This window comes from Rhizobium brockwellii, assembly GCF_000769405.2.
Taxonomy (GTDB): Bacteria; Pseudomonadota; Alphaproteobacteria; order Rhizobiales; family Rhizobiaceae; genus Rhizobium; species Rhizobium brockwellii.
Map to the genome: position 1 here is coordinate 282285 of NZ_CP053439.1, position 15504 is coordinate 297788.

Consider the following 15504-nt stretch of genomic DNA (forward strand, 5'->3'; position numbering starts at 1 on the left):
TCCTCTTCTCAACTAAATAGGGCGCATGATGTCGTTGGCATCATGCTCAGTTCCGATTTGGTTTGCGCCGTTCATCGAGCGCAATGATCTTCTCCAGCGATGCGATATCCTCGCTGGTGAGGACGGGAACCGGATCGGCAGCGATTGCTTCCAGCACCTCCCGTGAGACGGCGCCGTTGCGGATTGCCCATTCCAGTGTCTCGCGCGTTTCGCGCTCGGCTTTCAGCTGCGCATAGAGCACAACGATCAGCCGATCGCGGGCATCCATCCGTCGGCTTTGGCGATCCATGCTGCGGACATCAGGCATCGCAATCCACCTTTGTCACTGATTTCGTTCAGGTGTATTCAACTGACGACGGATAGAAAGGTTCCGAAACCCAGGGGCGGCCGCTTGCCATTGCCACCTGAGGCGGAAATCACTATCTGCAAGATATTCGCAAGAGGATTTCAACATGGCCGATCTCAAGGCTCGTCCCCGCCCGACCGGCGCCACCGCCGTTCTCGGCCGTACCGGTTTCCCGCACGTCACTTCCGCGACCAAAGGCGAGCTCGATATCGTCACCGCGCCGTCGCAGCCGGGTTTCAATCCGCTCGATCTGCTCTATTCCTCGCTCTCGGCCTGCCTGGTGCTCAGCGCCCGTATCGCCGCCAGCCACATGGGTATTCTCGACAAGATCAGCGAGATCACTGCCGAGGTCACCGGAGAGAAGGCGACGGAAGGCCTTTCCCGCGTTGCCAAGTTCAACATCGCCTTTTCGATCAAGGGCGATATCGACGAGGAAACCCGACGGAAAATCGCCCATGCCGCCGAAGACGAGATCTGCACCGTGAGCAACACCATCCGCGGCAATCCCGAGTTCTCGACGACGATATCGGGGTAAGGCTAAATCTATATAATAATTATAGACAATCAGGGGAGGAGGATTGCGTGACCACTGCCCCGCTTCTATGCTCGGGCATCGAAAGCAATGATCCCGGCCACCATGCAGCCCAAGCCTCTCCCGACGTCTGAACAGCCCGTCGTCGCCATCATCGGCGGCGGTGTCTCCGGCGCCGGTGTCGCCTATCATCTCGCGCGCACCAACTGCGGCGAGCGCCCTGCCATCGTGGTCTTCGAGCCGCGCGCCGAACTCGGCCGCGGCCTTGCCTACGACACGGCCGATCCGGCCCACCGCATCAATGTTCCAGCCGCCAAGATGAGCCTGCAGCCCGACGACCTGGGCGAATTCCTGGCTTGGATCGAAGCCCGCGACGCCGTCGCCGGCGACCCTGAGGCCAGGCAGCCCGACGGCTCACTCTTCCCCCGGCGCCGGCTCTTCGGCGATTATGTCGCCTCGCTGCTGAAGCCGCTGCTGGAAGACGGCACCGTGCGTCATTGCCGTGCTGCGGTGACGGCTGTCGAACGCCGTGCCGGCCGCTGGTCTATCCTCGACGACAGAGGCGGCGTGACGGAGGCCGATATCGTCGCGATCGCCACCAGCCATCCGCCGCCGGCAGCCCCAGGCCGGCTTGCGACCCGGCTTGCCGCCCATCCCCGTTTCGTCGCCGACACCACCAAGCCGGGTGCGCTCGAGGTGATCCGCCCGCATGACCGGGTGCTGGTCATCGGCAATGGCCTGACGGCCGCCGATGTCATTGCCTCGCTTGCCGTGCGCGGGCATGACGGTCCGGTGACCGCGATCTCGCGCCGCGGTCTGCGGTCTCGCGGCCACGCGCCGGTTCCGCAGGAGCTCTTCGGCGATTTCGTCTCCAATGCGGCCCATTCCGCCGTGTTGCTGCTGAGGGGGATCCGCACCGCCGTAGATGCGGCGAAGGCGCAGGGCATAAGCTGGCATGGGGTGATCGATCAGGTGCGGGCACAGGGATACGATCTCTGGCAGGCGCTGCCGGTTGCCGAGCGCCGCCGTCTCGTTCGCCATCTGCGTCCCTATTGGGATGTGCACCGTTTCCGCATCGCGCCGCAGGTCGAGGCCGTGCTCGACGCGGCGATTGCCTCGGGCCGCCTCGATATCCTGGCCGGCTCGGTCGCCGATGCGCACATCGACGGCGAGTTCATTCTTTGCACGTTGCAGCCGCGTCATCAGCGCCAGCCGTTGGAGGGTCGCTATGACGCCGTCGTCGTCACCACCGGCCCGGCGCATGGCGGCATTCTCGAAACCCAACCCTGGCTCGCAGTCTTGGCGGAAAGCGGTCACCTGACGCTCGATCCGACCGGCCTCGGCCTTGCCTGCACCGAGCGCTCGGAGGCGATTGGCCGGTCAGGAAAGGCAGATCCTTCGCTGCTGATCTCCGGTCCGCTGGCGCGCGGCACCTTCGGCGAGCTGATGGGACTGCCGCAGGTGACCGAGCATGCCTTTTTCGTCGCCGGCGAGATCGCCGAAAAGCTGCGGACCAGCGCGACGAATAGGCATCCTGCCTGATTTTGCACCAATATGTCGCTCTTCGACTGTCCCCGGTGATCGACTTCTGATAGTCCCTCGGCCACCACTGCATAATTCCTTAAATCGAAATCGATTTAAGGATAAAATTATGCAGCAATAAGTGTTACAGCGTCCTTTGCGGCTCTCGAAAAGACGTGCGGCGCTGTAATATTCCGCCGGCCCGGCATTCGGGCGACCAGAAATATCGAGACCATGTCGCAGGCCGCTCCCACCCTTTCCGAAGCCTCGCCTTCCAATCGTTTCGCCCTTGCGGCGCTCCTTCTCGGTGGCGCGGCGATCGGCGGCTCGCCGATCTTCGTCAGACTGTCCGAAGTCGGCCCGATGGCGACGGCCTTCTGGCGCGTGGCACTGGCGTTGATCCCGATCGTCATCGTCTCGCTGCTGAAGAAGGAAAGGGGGCCGAAGCCGCAAAGCCTTTCCGACTATGGCATGCTCATTCTCCCAGGCGTCATGTTGGCGCTCGACCTCGCCGCCTGGCACCTTTCGCTCACCATGACGTCGGTCGCCAATGCGACGCTGCTTGCCAACCTCGCACCGGTTTTCGTCACGCTGATTGCCTTCGTCTTTTTCAGCGCGAGGATCAGCCGCGTCTTCGCGCTCGGGCTTGTTCTGGCGCTCTCAGGTGTCGTCATTCTGAAGGGCGGACCGTCAGCCATCGGCAATGGCGACCTTAGCGGCGATGGTATCGCGACGGTCGCCGCCTTCTTCTATGCCTGCTACATCCTTGCGATCGGCAGGCTGCGCAGCCGCTTCGATACGATCCGCATCATGCTGTGGAGCACGGCCTGCGCTGCCGTCTGCATCTTTCCGATCGGCCTGATCTATGAGGGACATATGCTGCCCGCGACCGTCTACGGCTGGTCGATCGTCTTCGGTCTGGCATTTATCAGCCATGCCGGCGGACAGGTGGCGATCACCTATGCGCTCGCCTATCTGCCGCCAGCCTTTTCCTCGCTGACATTGCTACTGCAGCCGGTCGTCGCGGCAATCCTTGCCTGGGCGCTACTTAACGAGGCGATCGGGACGATGCAGGCGCTCGGCGGCGCCGTCGTGCTTGCCGGCATCATGGTTGCCCGGACGTCCCGCGTTCAGGTGTGAAGCCGCGGCTGATCAGCGGTTTTCCTGCAGCAGCCATTTCTGGATGATCGGCACGTCGGCATCGCCGAGATCGTGGCCGCCGGGGATGACGTCGGAATCGACGGTGGCGCCCGAGCTCTTCAGCCTCTCTTCCAGTTGGCTCGCATATTTGCCGTAGGCATCCGTCTTGCCGCTGATGACGAGCAGGTCCGTGCCCTTCAGATCGGCATGCGGATAGTCGCTGAGAACAGGCATGGAGCGCAGCAGCACCGCCTTGTGAACCAGGTTCGGGTGCAGATAGAGCAGCGAGTTCAGAAGGTTGGCGCCATTGGAATAGCCGACATAGACGACCTTCTGAGGATCGAGCCCGTAGGATTTGACGGCGCCCTCGATGAAGGCTGCAAACGCCTCCGCCTCGGTCTTGATGTCGTTCTGGTCGAAGGAGAAGGGCGTAATGCGCTTGTACCAGCGCGGAAAACCTTCCTCCGTCGCCCGGCCGCGCACGCCGAGCAGCGTCGCCCGCGGCGCCACTTTGTTCAGGAGCGGCATCAGCGTCGTCTCATTGCCGCCGGAGCCGTGCAGCAGCACGAAGACGCTGCCGTCGGGATCCGGGGGCGTATAGAAGCGGTGGACGAATGGCAGCTCGCGATAATTGACACGCGGCTGGCCGGGCATCGAAAATTGCGGCAGCATCACCTTCAGGTCGTAAAGATTGGTGATGGCTTCGGGTGGCGCGAACAGCTTGCTCCCGAGGGCGGCCTGCTCTTCGTCCACAGTCATGCCCGGCTTGTCGGTCGCAAGCTCCACCAGCGTGCCGCCGGGCTCGCGGGCATAGAGCGAGCGGAAATATTTGCGGTCATGCATGTTGGTCGGCGATGCCTCGGTCGTCTCCAGAGCCTTGCGAACCGAAAACAGCGTCTCTTCGTCGGCGGCGCGGAAGGCGACGTGATCGACCGTGCCGGTGCCCAGCGCGCCGGACCAGAAACCGCGCGCATCGCGCACGTCGATGATGTCGCCGGATTGCGACACCAGCCTGTCGATCGTGCCTCGGCTGGCCTGGAAGCGGTAACCGAAATGGCTCTCGAGGAAGCTGCGGCTTTCGGCGGGCTTCTCCGTCAGCATGGTTGCGCCGCGCACGCGCTGGATGGCATGCTCGACCGGGATCGAGGCGCCGTGCCAGGCGGCCGGCGATACCAGGTTCTTTGCGCCGGTGAGCTTAAGGATGATGTTATCAGGATCCTTCAGCCGCAGGACGGGCTCGCCGAATTCGTCGGCCGGTCCCTCGGAGCTGAGACCGAAGCTCATGGCACGCGTCAGCCAGTAGCCGATGCTGGCGGGGTTGATCGACAGCGATATTTCACTGATCTGGCCATAACCGGCCCGGCCGGGCGCACCATCTTCCCAGGCGAGGAATGTCAGCAGCGAACCCGGCGTCCCCGCTGCATCGCCGTAGAAGAGATGAAGCTGCGTCGCGTCCTCGTAACCGGCTGTCTGCTTGACGAGCCGCATGCCGAGAAATCCCGCGTAGAAGTCCACATTCGCCTGCACCTTTCGGGTGACGGCCGTAACGTGATGTATGCCTGATACCATCGAGAGCAGTCCTGATTGAAGCGGCGTCGTCAGGAGCGCGAGTATGAGAGCTGCGAAGGTCATACCGTTGCCAATGACGATCGCTTAGTTTTGTTCCGCACAAAGCGCAAGCGAATCGCCGCGCTGCAACAACTCCAAATGCTCGACATCTTCGAGTGCCTCTTCCAGTTGCTGCAGGGTCGGCGGCTTGACCATATAGGCGCGCGCGCCGAGATTTCTGGCCCGCTGCATGTCGGTCTCATCGCTTGAGGTGCTGAGGATGCAGACGGGAATTTGCTTGAGGCGGACATCGGCAGAAAGCGCATGCAGCACCTCGAAGCCGTCCATGATCGGCATGTTGATGTCGAGCAGCATCAGGTCGATCTGCGGCACATCGGCGATGCCGGCGCGTTCTTCGAGCAGCCGCATTGCCTCGCGTCCGTTGGTGGCGACATGCAGGTTGAAATTCACCTTCTCGCGCCGCATCAGCTTGATCTTCAGAAGCTGGATGTCGGCCGGGCTGTCTTCGACCAGCAGCACTTCGGCGAGCCTGCCCGAACCTTCGCCGGGCTGCTCCGCCGGCCTGGCGCTGTGCGGGATGGCCGATGCGACGGATGGCGCGGGCCTGGTCTCGGCGAGCGGCACTTCGAGAATGAAGGTGGCGCCCGGCCCATTTTCCGCCTCACACCAGATCGAGCCGCCATGCATCTGCGCGATGCGGCGGCAGATGGCAAGGCCGAGCCCAGTGCCTTCGATGCCACGCCCGACAAGGCGCTTGAACGGCTGGAAGATCAGCTCGCGGTGCTCGGGATCGATGCCGGGCCCGTTGTCACGCACGGTAAGCCGGCAGATATCGCCCTGCGCTTCGCCTGTGATGCTGATCTCCGGAACCTTCTGTTCGCAATAGCGGACGGCATTCGACACCAGGTTCTGCAGCAGCTGGGTCAGCAGCGTCGCATCGCCCATGACCTCCGGCAGCGCCCCGCGGATGATGACGGCGCCGCGGCTTTCGGTCTGCTGGCGAAGATTGTCCTCCACCTGGTCGAGTACATCGGAGAGCGAGACCGGCCTGAGTTCCAGTCCGCCGGAGGCCTCAAGCTTGGTGAAGCCCGAGACCTTGACGATCAGGTCTTCCATATGGTCGGCGGCGCTGAGCACGTAATCGAGCAATTCCCGGTCTTCGGCCGGAAGCGCTGCAGAACCGTGCAGGATGCGGCTGAAGGATTTGATCGTCCGGAGCGGCTCCTTCAAATCATGGGCCATGGCGCGGGTGAAGATCTCCAGTGATTGCCGCTTCTGCTCCAGTTTCGCTTCCAGCATGCCGTGCATGATGGCGTTTTGAATGCAACGATGCAGCGTCTCGGGCGACAGCGAATCCTTTGTCAGATAGTCGCGTGCCCCGCTCTTCATCACCTCGACGGCAACGGTTTCGTTGCCCTGGCCGGTCAGCATGATGACGTTGGCGGCGGGATCATCCTCCAGGATATCGGCAAGAACGCCGAGCCCGTCGCGCCCCGGCAGCGAATAGTCGAGCAGGATGCAGTCCGGCCGTTTCCGGCCATTCAGCGCACGACCCTCTTCGCCCGTCTCCGCCTCCACGACGGTATAGGCAGTGCTGGAAACGCGGCCCAATATGCGGCGATAGACCTCGAGATCGTCAATGTTGTCGTCGATGATGAGAATAGAGCAGTGTTCCGCCAATCTGTCAGTCCTCGAGTGGCAGGATCGCGATTTCGAACCAGTATTCCTTCAGCCGCTGGATCGCGGCAAAGAGCCCGTCGAGATCCACCGGCTTCTGCACATAGGTATTGGCGCCGAGAGCATAGCAGCCTTCGATATCGCGTTCGTCGTCGGAGGTCGTGAGTATCACCACCGGGATCTTGCGCCAGCCGGCGTTCGACTTGATCGCCTCCAGCGTCTTGCGGCCGTCAAGGCCCGGCATGTTGAGGTCGAGCAGGATCAGCCCCGGTTTCGGCACCATCTCGGCGAGCATGTCGAGCGCTTCCTGACCGGAGGCCGCCCAGCGGATAGAGTTGCGCAGATTGGTGCGTTTGAAGGCGCGCATCGTCGCTTCGAAATCGTCTTCGCTGTCCTCGACGATCAGGATCGGTTGCGTATCACGCTGCTGCATTCTGCCCCTCGCGCTTTTTTCCCAGAGTGAAGTAGAATGTCGTGCCGGTGCCAACCTCGGATTCCAGCCAGATATCGCCATTGTGCCGCGCGATGATCTTGCGAACGAAGGTGAGGCCCGCTCCGGTCCCGTCGTCGGAATCCTGCGACTTTTCCAGCCGTTTGAAAATGCGGAAAATATCCTCGTGGAATTCCTGCGGAATGCCCTTGCCGTTATCCTTAACGAAAAACACGTTGCGAGCAACCGTGCCGTCCTTGCCGACGAACCGGTCAAGATAGCCGATCGAGACGAGCGGCGCCGGCTTGTCGTTGTATTTGATCGCGTTGGTGATGAGATTGCGGAACACTTCGGTCAGCCGCGTCGCGTCGCAGACCACCTCCGGCAGCCGGCCGTCGATGATGACCTTGGCGTGTCGTTCCTCGAGCAGCAACTCCATCGTCGCGACGACATCCTTGACGATCAGGCCGATATCGGTGCGTTTGACCGCCAGCTGCTGGCGTCCGAGCCGGGAGAAATAAAGAAGCTCGTTGACCAGTTTCTCCATGCGCTGGCTGAGACGCACGAGCCGGTTCAGCCGGCGCACGCCGTCCGCATCGAGCTTGTCTTCATAATCTTCCAACAGGAAGCGAGAGTGGTTGTGCAGGCCGCGCAGCGGCTCCTTGAGATCATGCGAGGCGATATAGGCGAATTCATCGAGGTCGTGGTTGCTGCGCTCAAGCTCGGCCGTATAGGCCTCGAGCTGGGAAAGCGTCGTTTTCATCCGTTCTTCCTGCCGGACGCGCTCGCTGATGTCGCGCACGATACCGACGAAGGTTCTTGTATGGCCGGTGACGACGGCGCTGATGGAAAGATCGATCGGAAAGACGATGCCGTTCTTGCGTCGTCCGGAGACCATCCGCGTCGTGCCGATGATGCGCTCCTCGCCAGTCTGCCGGTAGTGGGCGAGATAGCCGTCATGCTCGGAATGGTAGGGTTCGGGCATCAGCATCTTGATGTTTTTGCCGATTGTCTCCTGCGGGGAGTAACCGAACATGGCTTCAGCCGCCGGATTGAAATTCCTGATCGTTCCACGCTCGTCGATGACGACGACGGCATCGGGCGTGCCGCGTACCAGCGCGCCGAAGCGGACGCGCTCGGTTTCGAGGTTATAGTTGTTGCGCATGGAATAGAAGACGAGGATCGCGATCAGCCAAAGCGTGGCAGCCGTGATGGCACGGTTGGCGATTTCCTGCCAGAACGCCGCCTCGTTGTGCTTGACGGCGAAGAAGCCGAGCATCAAGAGCACGGTGCAGGCAAAGGCGAAGAAAAGCGGCGCGTTCCGGTTGCCGAACCAGAGCGCCGTCAGCACCAGCGGTACGTAGAGAATGCCATTGGCGACACCCAGCGGCGTATAGAGATCGACGAGAAGACCGGTGAAGCAGACCGCAGCCGGGATCCAGAGCGGGATCCGTGCCCGGTTTGCCGGCTGCATCCACCAGGAGCGGGCGAGAAGCCCCGATCCGAAGATCACCATGCCGACCGCCGTGTGCAGCGCCATCGCCGCATAGGGTCCCCAGCGGTAGCCCTGTTCGGCATCGGTGACATAGCTGGCGAGCGCGATCATGCCGAGCGTGATAACGACATAGCTCGTCAATTCCTGCACCACCTGGCTTCTCGACTTCTCCACCTGGAGCGAGAGCAGCAGCGAAAGATTGGCAATCAGGAAGACCAGCGCCGTGTTCGGCCCCATGCCGCCGCCGATCTCAGCGAGGAAATCCGGCGAAACCAGGAAGCGCGAGATCAACACGTCGACATTGTGAAAAGACCGCCCGATCGTGACGATTTCGACGAGGCGGGCCGCGGCGATCGCCGCCGCAAGCCCCATCGTGATCGCTGCCATTATTCGAAAACGGCGGGCGGCCAGTGTCGAGGCGACCAGCCCTGCGCCGGAAAGCACAAAGCAGAGCGCGGTGTTGAAAGCCATCGACGGAAAGCCGGGAAACAGCGAAATGACAATCTCGGCCTGCAGCAGCCAGCCGGTAAGCGCCGTCGCGCCGAGAAGCAACATCAGGCAGCCGACGGCAATCGCAAAGGCACGGTAGTGCTGTCTTGACTGGTCCTGCAGGTCCACGTTGCCCTGATCCTGCACCCCTGTGTCCTCCTTCGGTTTGCGCGGCCATCTTTTCCGAAATCGAGGAATACTCAATAGGCAAGGCAGGGCGGTGCCGCGCTTTTTGCGAAATGATCTGCGATGAGGTATATCGAATTTTAGTGGAACCGCGATATGGTGATGTCGAAGGACAGCGAGGTTCATTCGAACAATATCCAAATCACGGTGCTAGATGACCACCCTATTTTATGTCGATGACAGCAAGGATGACCTCTTCTATCTCGACTATATGAGCAGAAAGCAGCAGATAGACGTTGATCTATTCTGTTTCTCCGCAGCCGAGACGGCGCTGGAGGCTTTGGAGACGCGCGCGGCAGAAGGCAAGACCTCGCCCGATCTGCTGGTCGCCGATCTCTATATGCCGCTCGATAGCGGCATCGGCCTGATCACGCGATTGCGCCTGGATGATCGTTTCAAGGCGATGCGGCTTGCTATCTGCAGCGGATCGGATGCTGCCGAGGACCGCGCCCGCTCACTCGATGCCGGCGCCGACGTCTATCTGGAAAAGCCACTTGACCTTGCCACGATCATTCTCAATCTTGAGATGTAGAAAACGGCGAAAGCCGAAAGCCTTGTTTCCTCTCATTCGTCCAAGCCATCTGACAAACCGCAATTGACAAGGTCGAGGACGCATCACAAGATGCAACCGAAGCGAAGAATATGATAAGCGCTGAGAGAACCGATCAACCCGCGTTCGCCGCCACGAACATCAGCCAACCCCTTAGCTGAATGGGTCTATCGGCTCTCTCGCGCTTACGTCTGGCACTGCCTTCTCGCATTCATGGATGTTGAATGCAGGAAGAATACGATACCCAGGTAAGAACTACTGCCCCTCAGTAAAATCTGCCCGTGCATCACCTGTCGTTGAGATAATTGATGATTTCCGCCTTACATATCGAAAGTCCCCGTTTTCGATATCTCTCATCAACCGTCTCGCAATTTTTGTAGCTCTTCGCGTTTAAGACGTATATCCCAAGATTTCGGGATTAGAGGCATTGGCGGGAGGAGAGGAAGAGTAGGAATGAACAATGCCCCGGCAATTCCCTTTCATGCCGGACCAGAGCTGAGCCGGGCGATCAATCGCACCGATTTTTTCCGTCTGCTGAAATCGGCGGCGCAGCATTACAACTTCGACAATTTCGCGCTGGCCCGTATTTCCGAGGCTTCGGCCCCTTTCGGTGAACGTGATGTCGTCATCACCAACGTCGCCGAGCGGCGCGTCGGCCTTTTCATCACGACGTTGAAGGAAGCGCTGGGCACCGTCCGGGCAAAGACTGCCCAGTTCCTGGCAACGCCGGTCCATGGCAGGAGCGCACAGCCGGAAGTTTATCCGTCCGATCTTGTTTTCAACGAATTCCTGAGTGGCGTCTTTCTCTTCATCCCGCTGTTTACGCCGGAAGGGCGGCGATATTGCCTCGTGCTCAGCGGCGAGCGTCAGGAGCCGGATCAGAGTGAGATCGCCGACATACTTCTCGACGCCATGCGCATTTTCGACAAGCTCTACGAGGAAATCCTGACGCCGGAAATGTCCGGACGGCTGACGCAGCGCGAATCGGAAATCGTCAAATGGACGAGCGAAGGCAAGACGTCGGCGGAAATCGCCATCATTCTCGGTCTCTCCGAACATACGGTCAATTCGCACATCACCGCGGCCGCGCGCAAACTCGACGCTGTCAACCGCGTTCATATGGTGGCGATCGCCTTGAGGAATGGTTTGGTTTCGTGAAGTTGGTTTCGGGATTGGGGAAATGAGACGATGATCACCGAAACGGGCCGGAGGAACGCCGTAAAGGTTCTCTTTGTCGACGACGAATTCATCGAATTCCGCGCGCTCAAGAAGAAGATCGCCGATCTCTCCGAGCCGGCCGTCGAAGTCGAATATTCGCCATCGATCGGTGACGCGCTGGAAAAGATCCGCTTTGCGCGCTTCGATCTTATCCTGCTCGACAATCGCCTTCTGCCCAATGCCGATTTCCGCGAAACGGTACCGGAGCTGCGTGGCATTGGTTACACCGGCCCGATCGGCGTCGTCTCCACCGATATTTCGGGCGGCTATTTCCAGGAATTCCCGGATTACGGCGTCGATTTCCGCATCGGCAAGGACGAAATCGATGCCCAGACGCTGCAGCACATCATCCGCGAATATGTGACCTATGACGTCCCGGATTTCTGGAAGGACGATTATAGTATCTAACCATCAAGCGATGGGAAGACGGATGATGAAGCGACTGCCGCTTGCATCCGAATGTTCGAGACCGATATCGCCGCCAAGCGCCGCCAGAAACTCACGGGCCGTCGTCAACCCGAGACCGGCGCCCGGGACCGCTCCCGCCTTCGGCAATTTCCAGAACGGCTCGAATATCCGCTCCCGATAAGCTGGATCAATGCCTGACCCATTGTCGGAAATCCGGATGAACCAGTCCGTCCCCTCGCGCTCCGCGGCAATGGCCACATGCGGCGAGGCTTCCCCGCGGTAGGTGAGGGCATTGGTCAAAAGGTGCCGCAGCACCAGACCGAGGAGGGCACGGTCGGTACGGATGGAGGGCAGGCCGTCGCTTTCAAGCGTCGCCTCGGCGACCGCCGTCTCGTCGGTCAGTTCGCCCCAAACATTTTCGGCCAGCGCCTGCAGATCGACCTCTTCAGGCGTCACCTGAGGTGTGCCAGCGGCAAGGCTCATCAATGCCTTGGTGAGGCGCTGCGCCGTCTGCGCCTTTTCCATGATCATCCGCAGGCTCTGAAGCTGTTCGCCGTCGAGCGTCTCCTCAAGATCGTCGAGCAGCAGCTCGGCATACATGGCGATATGGCGGAGCGGCGATTGCAGGTCGTGCGAGGCAGTCGCGAGAAAACGCTTGATGCGCTCCTCGCTGTCTCCGGCAACGGTAGTTTCCGGCAGTCTTGTCGGGTTGGATGACATCTGGCGGCTTCCCCGATCTCAATTACAGCGTCCTTTGCGCGTCCTTTCAGACGCGCGAAGGACGCTGTAACACCTTGAATTGGAACATAATGCAGTAGTCGACAATAGAAAGAGGGCGCCGGCTCTGCAACCGGCGCCCTATCAAGGATGCGTCAACGGGATCTTAGCTCGCGGACTTGCGCGGGCGACCCTGTTCCGGCGGAATGATCTCGACGGCCGTATCGGTTGCCGATGCCGCCTTGGCATGGCGGCGGCGCCAGTCGCCGAGGAAGAGCAGGATGGGTGCCGCGATGAAGATCGACGAGGCGCCGGCCACGAGAATGCCGAAGACCATCGGGATCGCGAAGCTCGAGACAGCACTACCGCCCCAGATCGCCATCGGCACCAGTGCGAGGAAGGCCGTCGCATTGGTGTAAAGGCTCCGCGCCAGGGTCTCGTTGATCGACTTGTCGATGATCTCGCGCAGCGGCATCGACTTATAAAGCCGCATATTTTCGCGCATGCGGTCATAGACGACGACCTTGTCGTTCACCGAATAACCGACAAGCGTCAGAATGGCGGCGATCGCCGTCAGATTGAAGTCGAGACCGGTGATCGCGAAGAACCCGATCGCCTTTGTGACGTCGAGCACCAACGTGACGATGGCGCCGACGGCAAACGGCCATTCGAACCGCACCCAGATGTAGATGAGCATCGCGAAGCTTGCGATCACCACCGACAGGATACCGGCCCAGGCAAGCTCGCCGCTGACCTTCGGGCCGATGACGTCGGTGCCTTCGATGGTGGCGGTCGGATCGATCTTGGTGACTTCGGCCTTCAGCTTGGTTACCGCTGCCGTCTGTGCCTCTTCGCCGCCTTCCTGCCGTTGAGCGCGAACGAGAATGCTGCTTTTGTCGCCGAAGGACTGCAGAGTGATTTCGCCGAGGCCGAGACTATCAAGACCTTCGCGGAACTTCGCAAGATCGGCCGCGCCCTGGGTCTTGACGGCCATCTGGATGCCGCCGCGGAAATCGACGCCGTAGTTGAGGCCCGGATGAATGAAGAGCACGACGGAGGCAATCGAAAGCAGGGCCGAGACGGTGACGCCGAAGAAGCGCGCCTTCATGAACTCGATGTGCTTGTCATAGGGGCTGAACGGGATCAACGGCCTGATGTTCAGCACCTTGAGCTTGCGGCGGCGAGTGATCTCGATCATCGCCACCCGCACGAAGGCGACCGATGTGAACATCGAGATGATCAGGCCGAGCGCCATGGTCACGGCAAAGCCACGAACCGGCCCGGAGCCGAAAAAGAACAGGATGGCCGCAGCGATCAGGGCCGTCATGTTGCCGTCGATGATGGTCGAATAGGCGCGGCGGAAACCGGTATCGATGGCGGCGAAGGCGCTCTTGCCCTTGCGCGTTTCTTCGCGGATGCGCTCGTTGATGAGAACGTTGGCGTCGACCGCAAGGCCGATGCCGAGAACGACACCGGCAATGCCCGGCAGCGTCAGCGTCGCACCAACCAGCGTTAGCGCCGAGAAGGTCAGGATCGTGTGGATCAACAGCGCGATATTCGCCAGGAAGCCCCAGGTGCCATAGAGAACGAAGATAAAGACTGCGACGAGCACAAAGCCGACGATGCCGGAATAAATGCCCATCTTGATGGCATCGGCTCCGAGGTCGGCGCCGACGGTGCGCTCTTCGATGACCGTCAGCTTGGCGGGCAGGGCGCCGGCGCGCAGCATGGCGGCCAGCGTCGTGGCGCTATCGGCCGAGAAACTGCCGGAGATCTGGCCGGAACCACCGGTGATCGGCTCGCGGATAACAGGCGCGCTCAGCACCTTGTCGTCAAGGACGATGGCGAAGGGATTGCCGACGTTCTGGCGGGTGATCTCGGCAAAGCGGCTGGCGCCGGCGCTGTCGAAGCGGAAGCTGACGATTGGCTCATGTGTGTTCGGGTCGAAGCTGACGCGGGCATCCGAAAGGCGGTCGCCGGAGATTTCGACGCGGTCGAGGACCGGAAAGGAACGGCCTTCATCGTCCTTCAGCATGGTCACGCCGGGGCCGGGCGCATTGTTCGGCGACAGCATGTGGAACGACATCTTGGCGGTGGAGCCGAGAAGTTCGCGCAGGCGTGACGGATCCTGCGCGCCCGGAAGCTGGACGAGCACGCGATTGGCGCCGATGCGCTGGATAGTCGGCTCGGAGACGCCGACCTGGTCGACGCGCTGGCGGATGACTTCAAGGCTTTGCTGGACGGCATTGTCGACATTGGCGGAGATACCGGCCGGCGAGAAGCCGACGGTGATGGTGGCGCCGTTTGCGGTGACGGCCAGATCAGCCTGGCCGGCGCTGAGGCCGGTGCTGATCGGGTTGGCAAGCGTCTTGAGTTCGGTGACGGCAGCATCGCTCTGCGCGGCATCGGCAAGCGTCACGACGATCTGGTTCTGGCTGCGGACCACGGCCTTCGGCTGAATGCCCTTTTCGCGCAGCACGCGGCGCGCGTCCTGAAGCAGCGATTGCAGCCGCTCCTTGGTCAGGTCGGCTTCGTCGACTTCCAGAACGAGGTGCGAACCGCCGCGAAGGTCGAGGCCGAGTGACACCTGCTCATGCGGCAGCCAGGCCGGCACGCGCTGGAGGACGGATTGCGGCAGGACGTTCGGCAGGGCGATCAATAGGCCGAGTAGGATGATCACCGAATAGGTGACCACCAGCCATCGTGAAGTACGCATGTTGTATTCCTTGATATCGAGGGCCGGCGCTCGGGCGCTGGCGGCATGTCGTCAATGGTCGGAAGCGCCGATCGGCGCGAGCGTCAGGCAGCGACCGGCGGTGCGCGCGGCTGATGGGTCCTGGAGACTGCGGCATGAAGCGAGGCTTCAAATGCCGGAAAAGGCGCGGCTATGGTCCAGCCGGAAAAATCGACAACCGGGGCGGCGGCAAGGGCAAGCGGTCCGGCGTCATGCGCCGCCTGCTTCGGTGCAAGCCTGCGTTCAGTGGCAAGCAGCCCGCGCACGGCATCGCGCGCAGTCAGCTGCGGCGGCTGCGAATCCCGATCGGAAGAGGAAAGCGTATTGGCGGTGGCCGCCGGGGAGATCACCAGATTGCCGCCGAAAAGCAGGCCGAGATAGGCAAGGATGGCGACGAGGAGGGAAGCGGCGATACGGCTCGTCAGACGGCGCTGTTCCAGCTCCATCTTCTCCGTCCCGGCGATGTCACTCCCGTATCGGCTCAAAAGCGCG

The 15504-nt window shown here is 61.3% G+C and carries 14 protein-coding genes; 6 read left to right on the forward strand and 8 right to left on the reverse strand.

Features of this window, described 5'->3' with window-relative positions:
- Positions 1-46 precede the first annotated feature (46 nt).
- On the reverse strand, positions 47-307 hold the full coding sequence (locus RLCC275e_RS01435) for a hypothetical protein (protein WP_033181564.1): 261 nt from the start codon (positions 305-307) through the stop codon (positions 47-49).
- A gap of 145 nt (positions 308-452) precedes the next feature.
- On the opposite strand from RLCC275e_RS01435, the gene RLCC275e_RS01440 reads away from it, so the two are divergent.
- From RLCC275e_RS01440 to RLCC275e_RS01450, 3 genes are all read left to right on the forward strand, one after another.
- A complete protein-coding gene (locus RLCC275e_RS01440; protein WP_033181565.1) occupies positions 453-881 on the forward strand; it encodes an OsmC family protein in 429 nt (142 codons plus the stop codon).
- A gap of 87 nt (positions 882-968) precedes the next feature.
- A complete protein-coding gene (locus RLCC275e_RS01445; protein WP_171816930.1) occupies positions 969-2420 on the forward strand; it encodes an FAD/NAD(P)-binding protein in 1452 nt (483 codons plus the stop codon).
- A gap of 213 nt (positions 2421-2633) precedes the next feature.
- Complete coding sequence (locus RLCC275e_RS01450) at positions 2634-3539, forward strand: DMT family transporter (RefSeq protein ID WP_033181566.1); 906 nt, start codon at positions 2634-2636, stop codon at positions 3537-3539.
- A 12-nt stretch (positions 3540-3551) separates the two neighbouring features.
- On the opposite strand, the gene RLCC275e_RS01455 is transcribed toward RLCC275e_RS01450, so the two are convergent.
- Genes RLCC275e_RS01455 through RLCC275e_RS01470 form a run of 4 tightly spaced genes read right to left on the reverse strand, consistent with a single transcriptional unit; the run spans position 3552 to position 9511 of the window.
- Positions 3552-5171 (reverse strand): VOC family protein, encoded by a 1620-nt coding sequence (locus tag RLCC275e_RS01455; protein ID WP_171816931.1) that lies wholly within the window; start codon positions 5169-5171, stop codon positions 3552-3554.
- 21 nt (positions 5172-5192) lie between these two features.
- Positions 5193-6788 (reverse strand): response regulator, encoded by a 1596-nt coding sequence (locus RLCC275e_RS01460; protein ID WP_033181567.1) that lies wholly within the window; start codon positions 6786-6788, stop codon positions 5193-5195.
- A gap of 4 nt (positions 6789-6792) precedes the next feature.
- Positions 6793-7218: a response regulator gene (locus tag RLCC275e_RS01465; protein ID WP_003545468.1), complete on the reverse strand. Its 426-nt coding sequence runs from the start codon at positions 7216-7218 to the stop codon at positions 6793-6795.
- A complete protein-coding gene (locus tag RLCC275e_RS01470; protein WP_171816932.1) occupies positions 7205-9511 on the reverse strand; it encodes a sensor histidine kinase in 2307 nt (768 codons plus the stop codon). Before RLCC275e_RS01470 ends, RLCC275e_RS01465 begins: the two co-directional genes overlap by 14 nt.
- Before the next feature lie 28 nt (positions 9512-9539).
- Here RLCC275e_RS01470 and RLCC275e_RS01475 point away from each other — a divergent pair, with 28 nt between their 5' ends.
- From RLCC275e_RS01475 to RLCC275e_RS01485, 3 genes are all read left to right on the forward strand, one after another.
- The gene (locus RLCC275e_RS01475) at positions 9540-9917 is read left to right on the forward strand and encodes a response regulator (protein ID WP_033181569.1); all 378 of its coding nucleotides are present in this window, start codon (positions 9540-9542) and stop codon (positions 9915-9917) included.
- Between the two features lie 471 nt (positions 9918-10388).
- Positions 10389-11093 (forward strand): helix-turn-helix transcriptional regulator, encoded by a 705-nt coding sequence (locus RLCC275e_RS01480; RefSeq protein ID WP_012756036.1) that lies wholly within the window; start codon positions 10389-10391, stop codon positions 11091-11093.
- 30 nt (positions 11094-11123) lie between these two features.
- Entirely contained in the window at positions 11124-11561 is a 438-nt protein-coding gene (locus RLCC275e_RS01485; protein ID WP_033181570.1) for a response regulator, read from the forward strand.
- Between the two features lie 3 nt (positions 11562-11564).
- On the opposite strand, the gene RLCC275e_RS01490 is transcribed toward RLCC275e_RS01485, so the two are convergent.
- The 3 genes from RLCC275e_RS01490 to RLCC275e_RS01500 all read right to left on the reverse strand — a co-directional run bounded on the left by RLCC275e_RS01490 (position 11565) and on the right by RLCC275e_RS01500 (position 15458).
- A complete protein-coding gene (locus RLCC275e_RS01490; protein WP_033181571.1) occupies positions 11565-12281 on the reverse strand; it encodes a sensor histidine kinase in 717 nt (238 codons plus the stop codon).
- Between the two features lie 163 nt (positions 12282-12444).
- Entirely contained in the window at positions 12445-14994 is a 2550-nt protein-coding gene (secD, locus tag RLCC275e_RS01495) for a protein translocase subunit SecD (RefSeq protein WP_033181572.1), read from the reverse strand.
- Between the two features lie 83 nt (positions 14995-15077).
- Complete coding sequence (locus RLCC275e_RS01500; RefSeq protein ID WP_033181573.1) at positions 15078-15458, reverse strand: hypothetical protein; 381 nt, start codon at positions 15456-15458, stop codon at positions 15078-15080.
- Between the last annotated feature and the right edge of the window lie 46 nt (positions 15459-15504).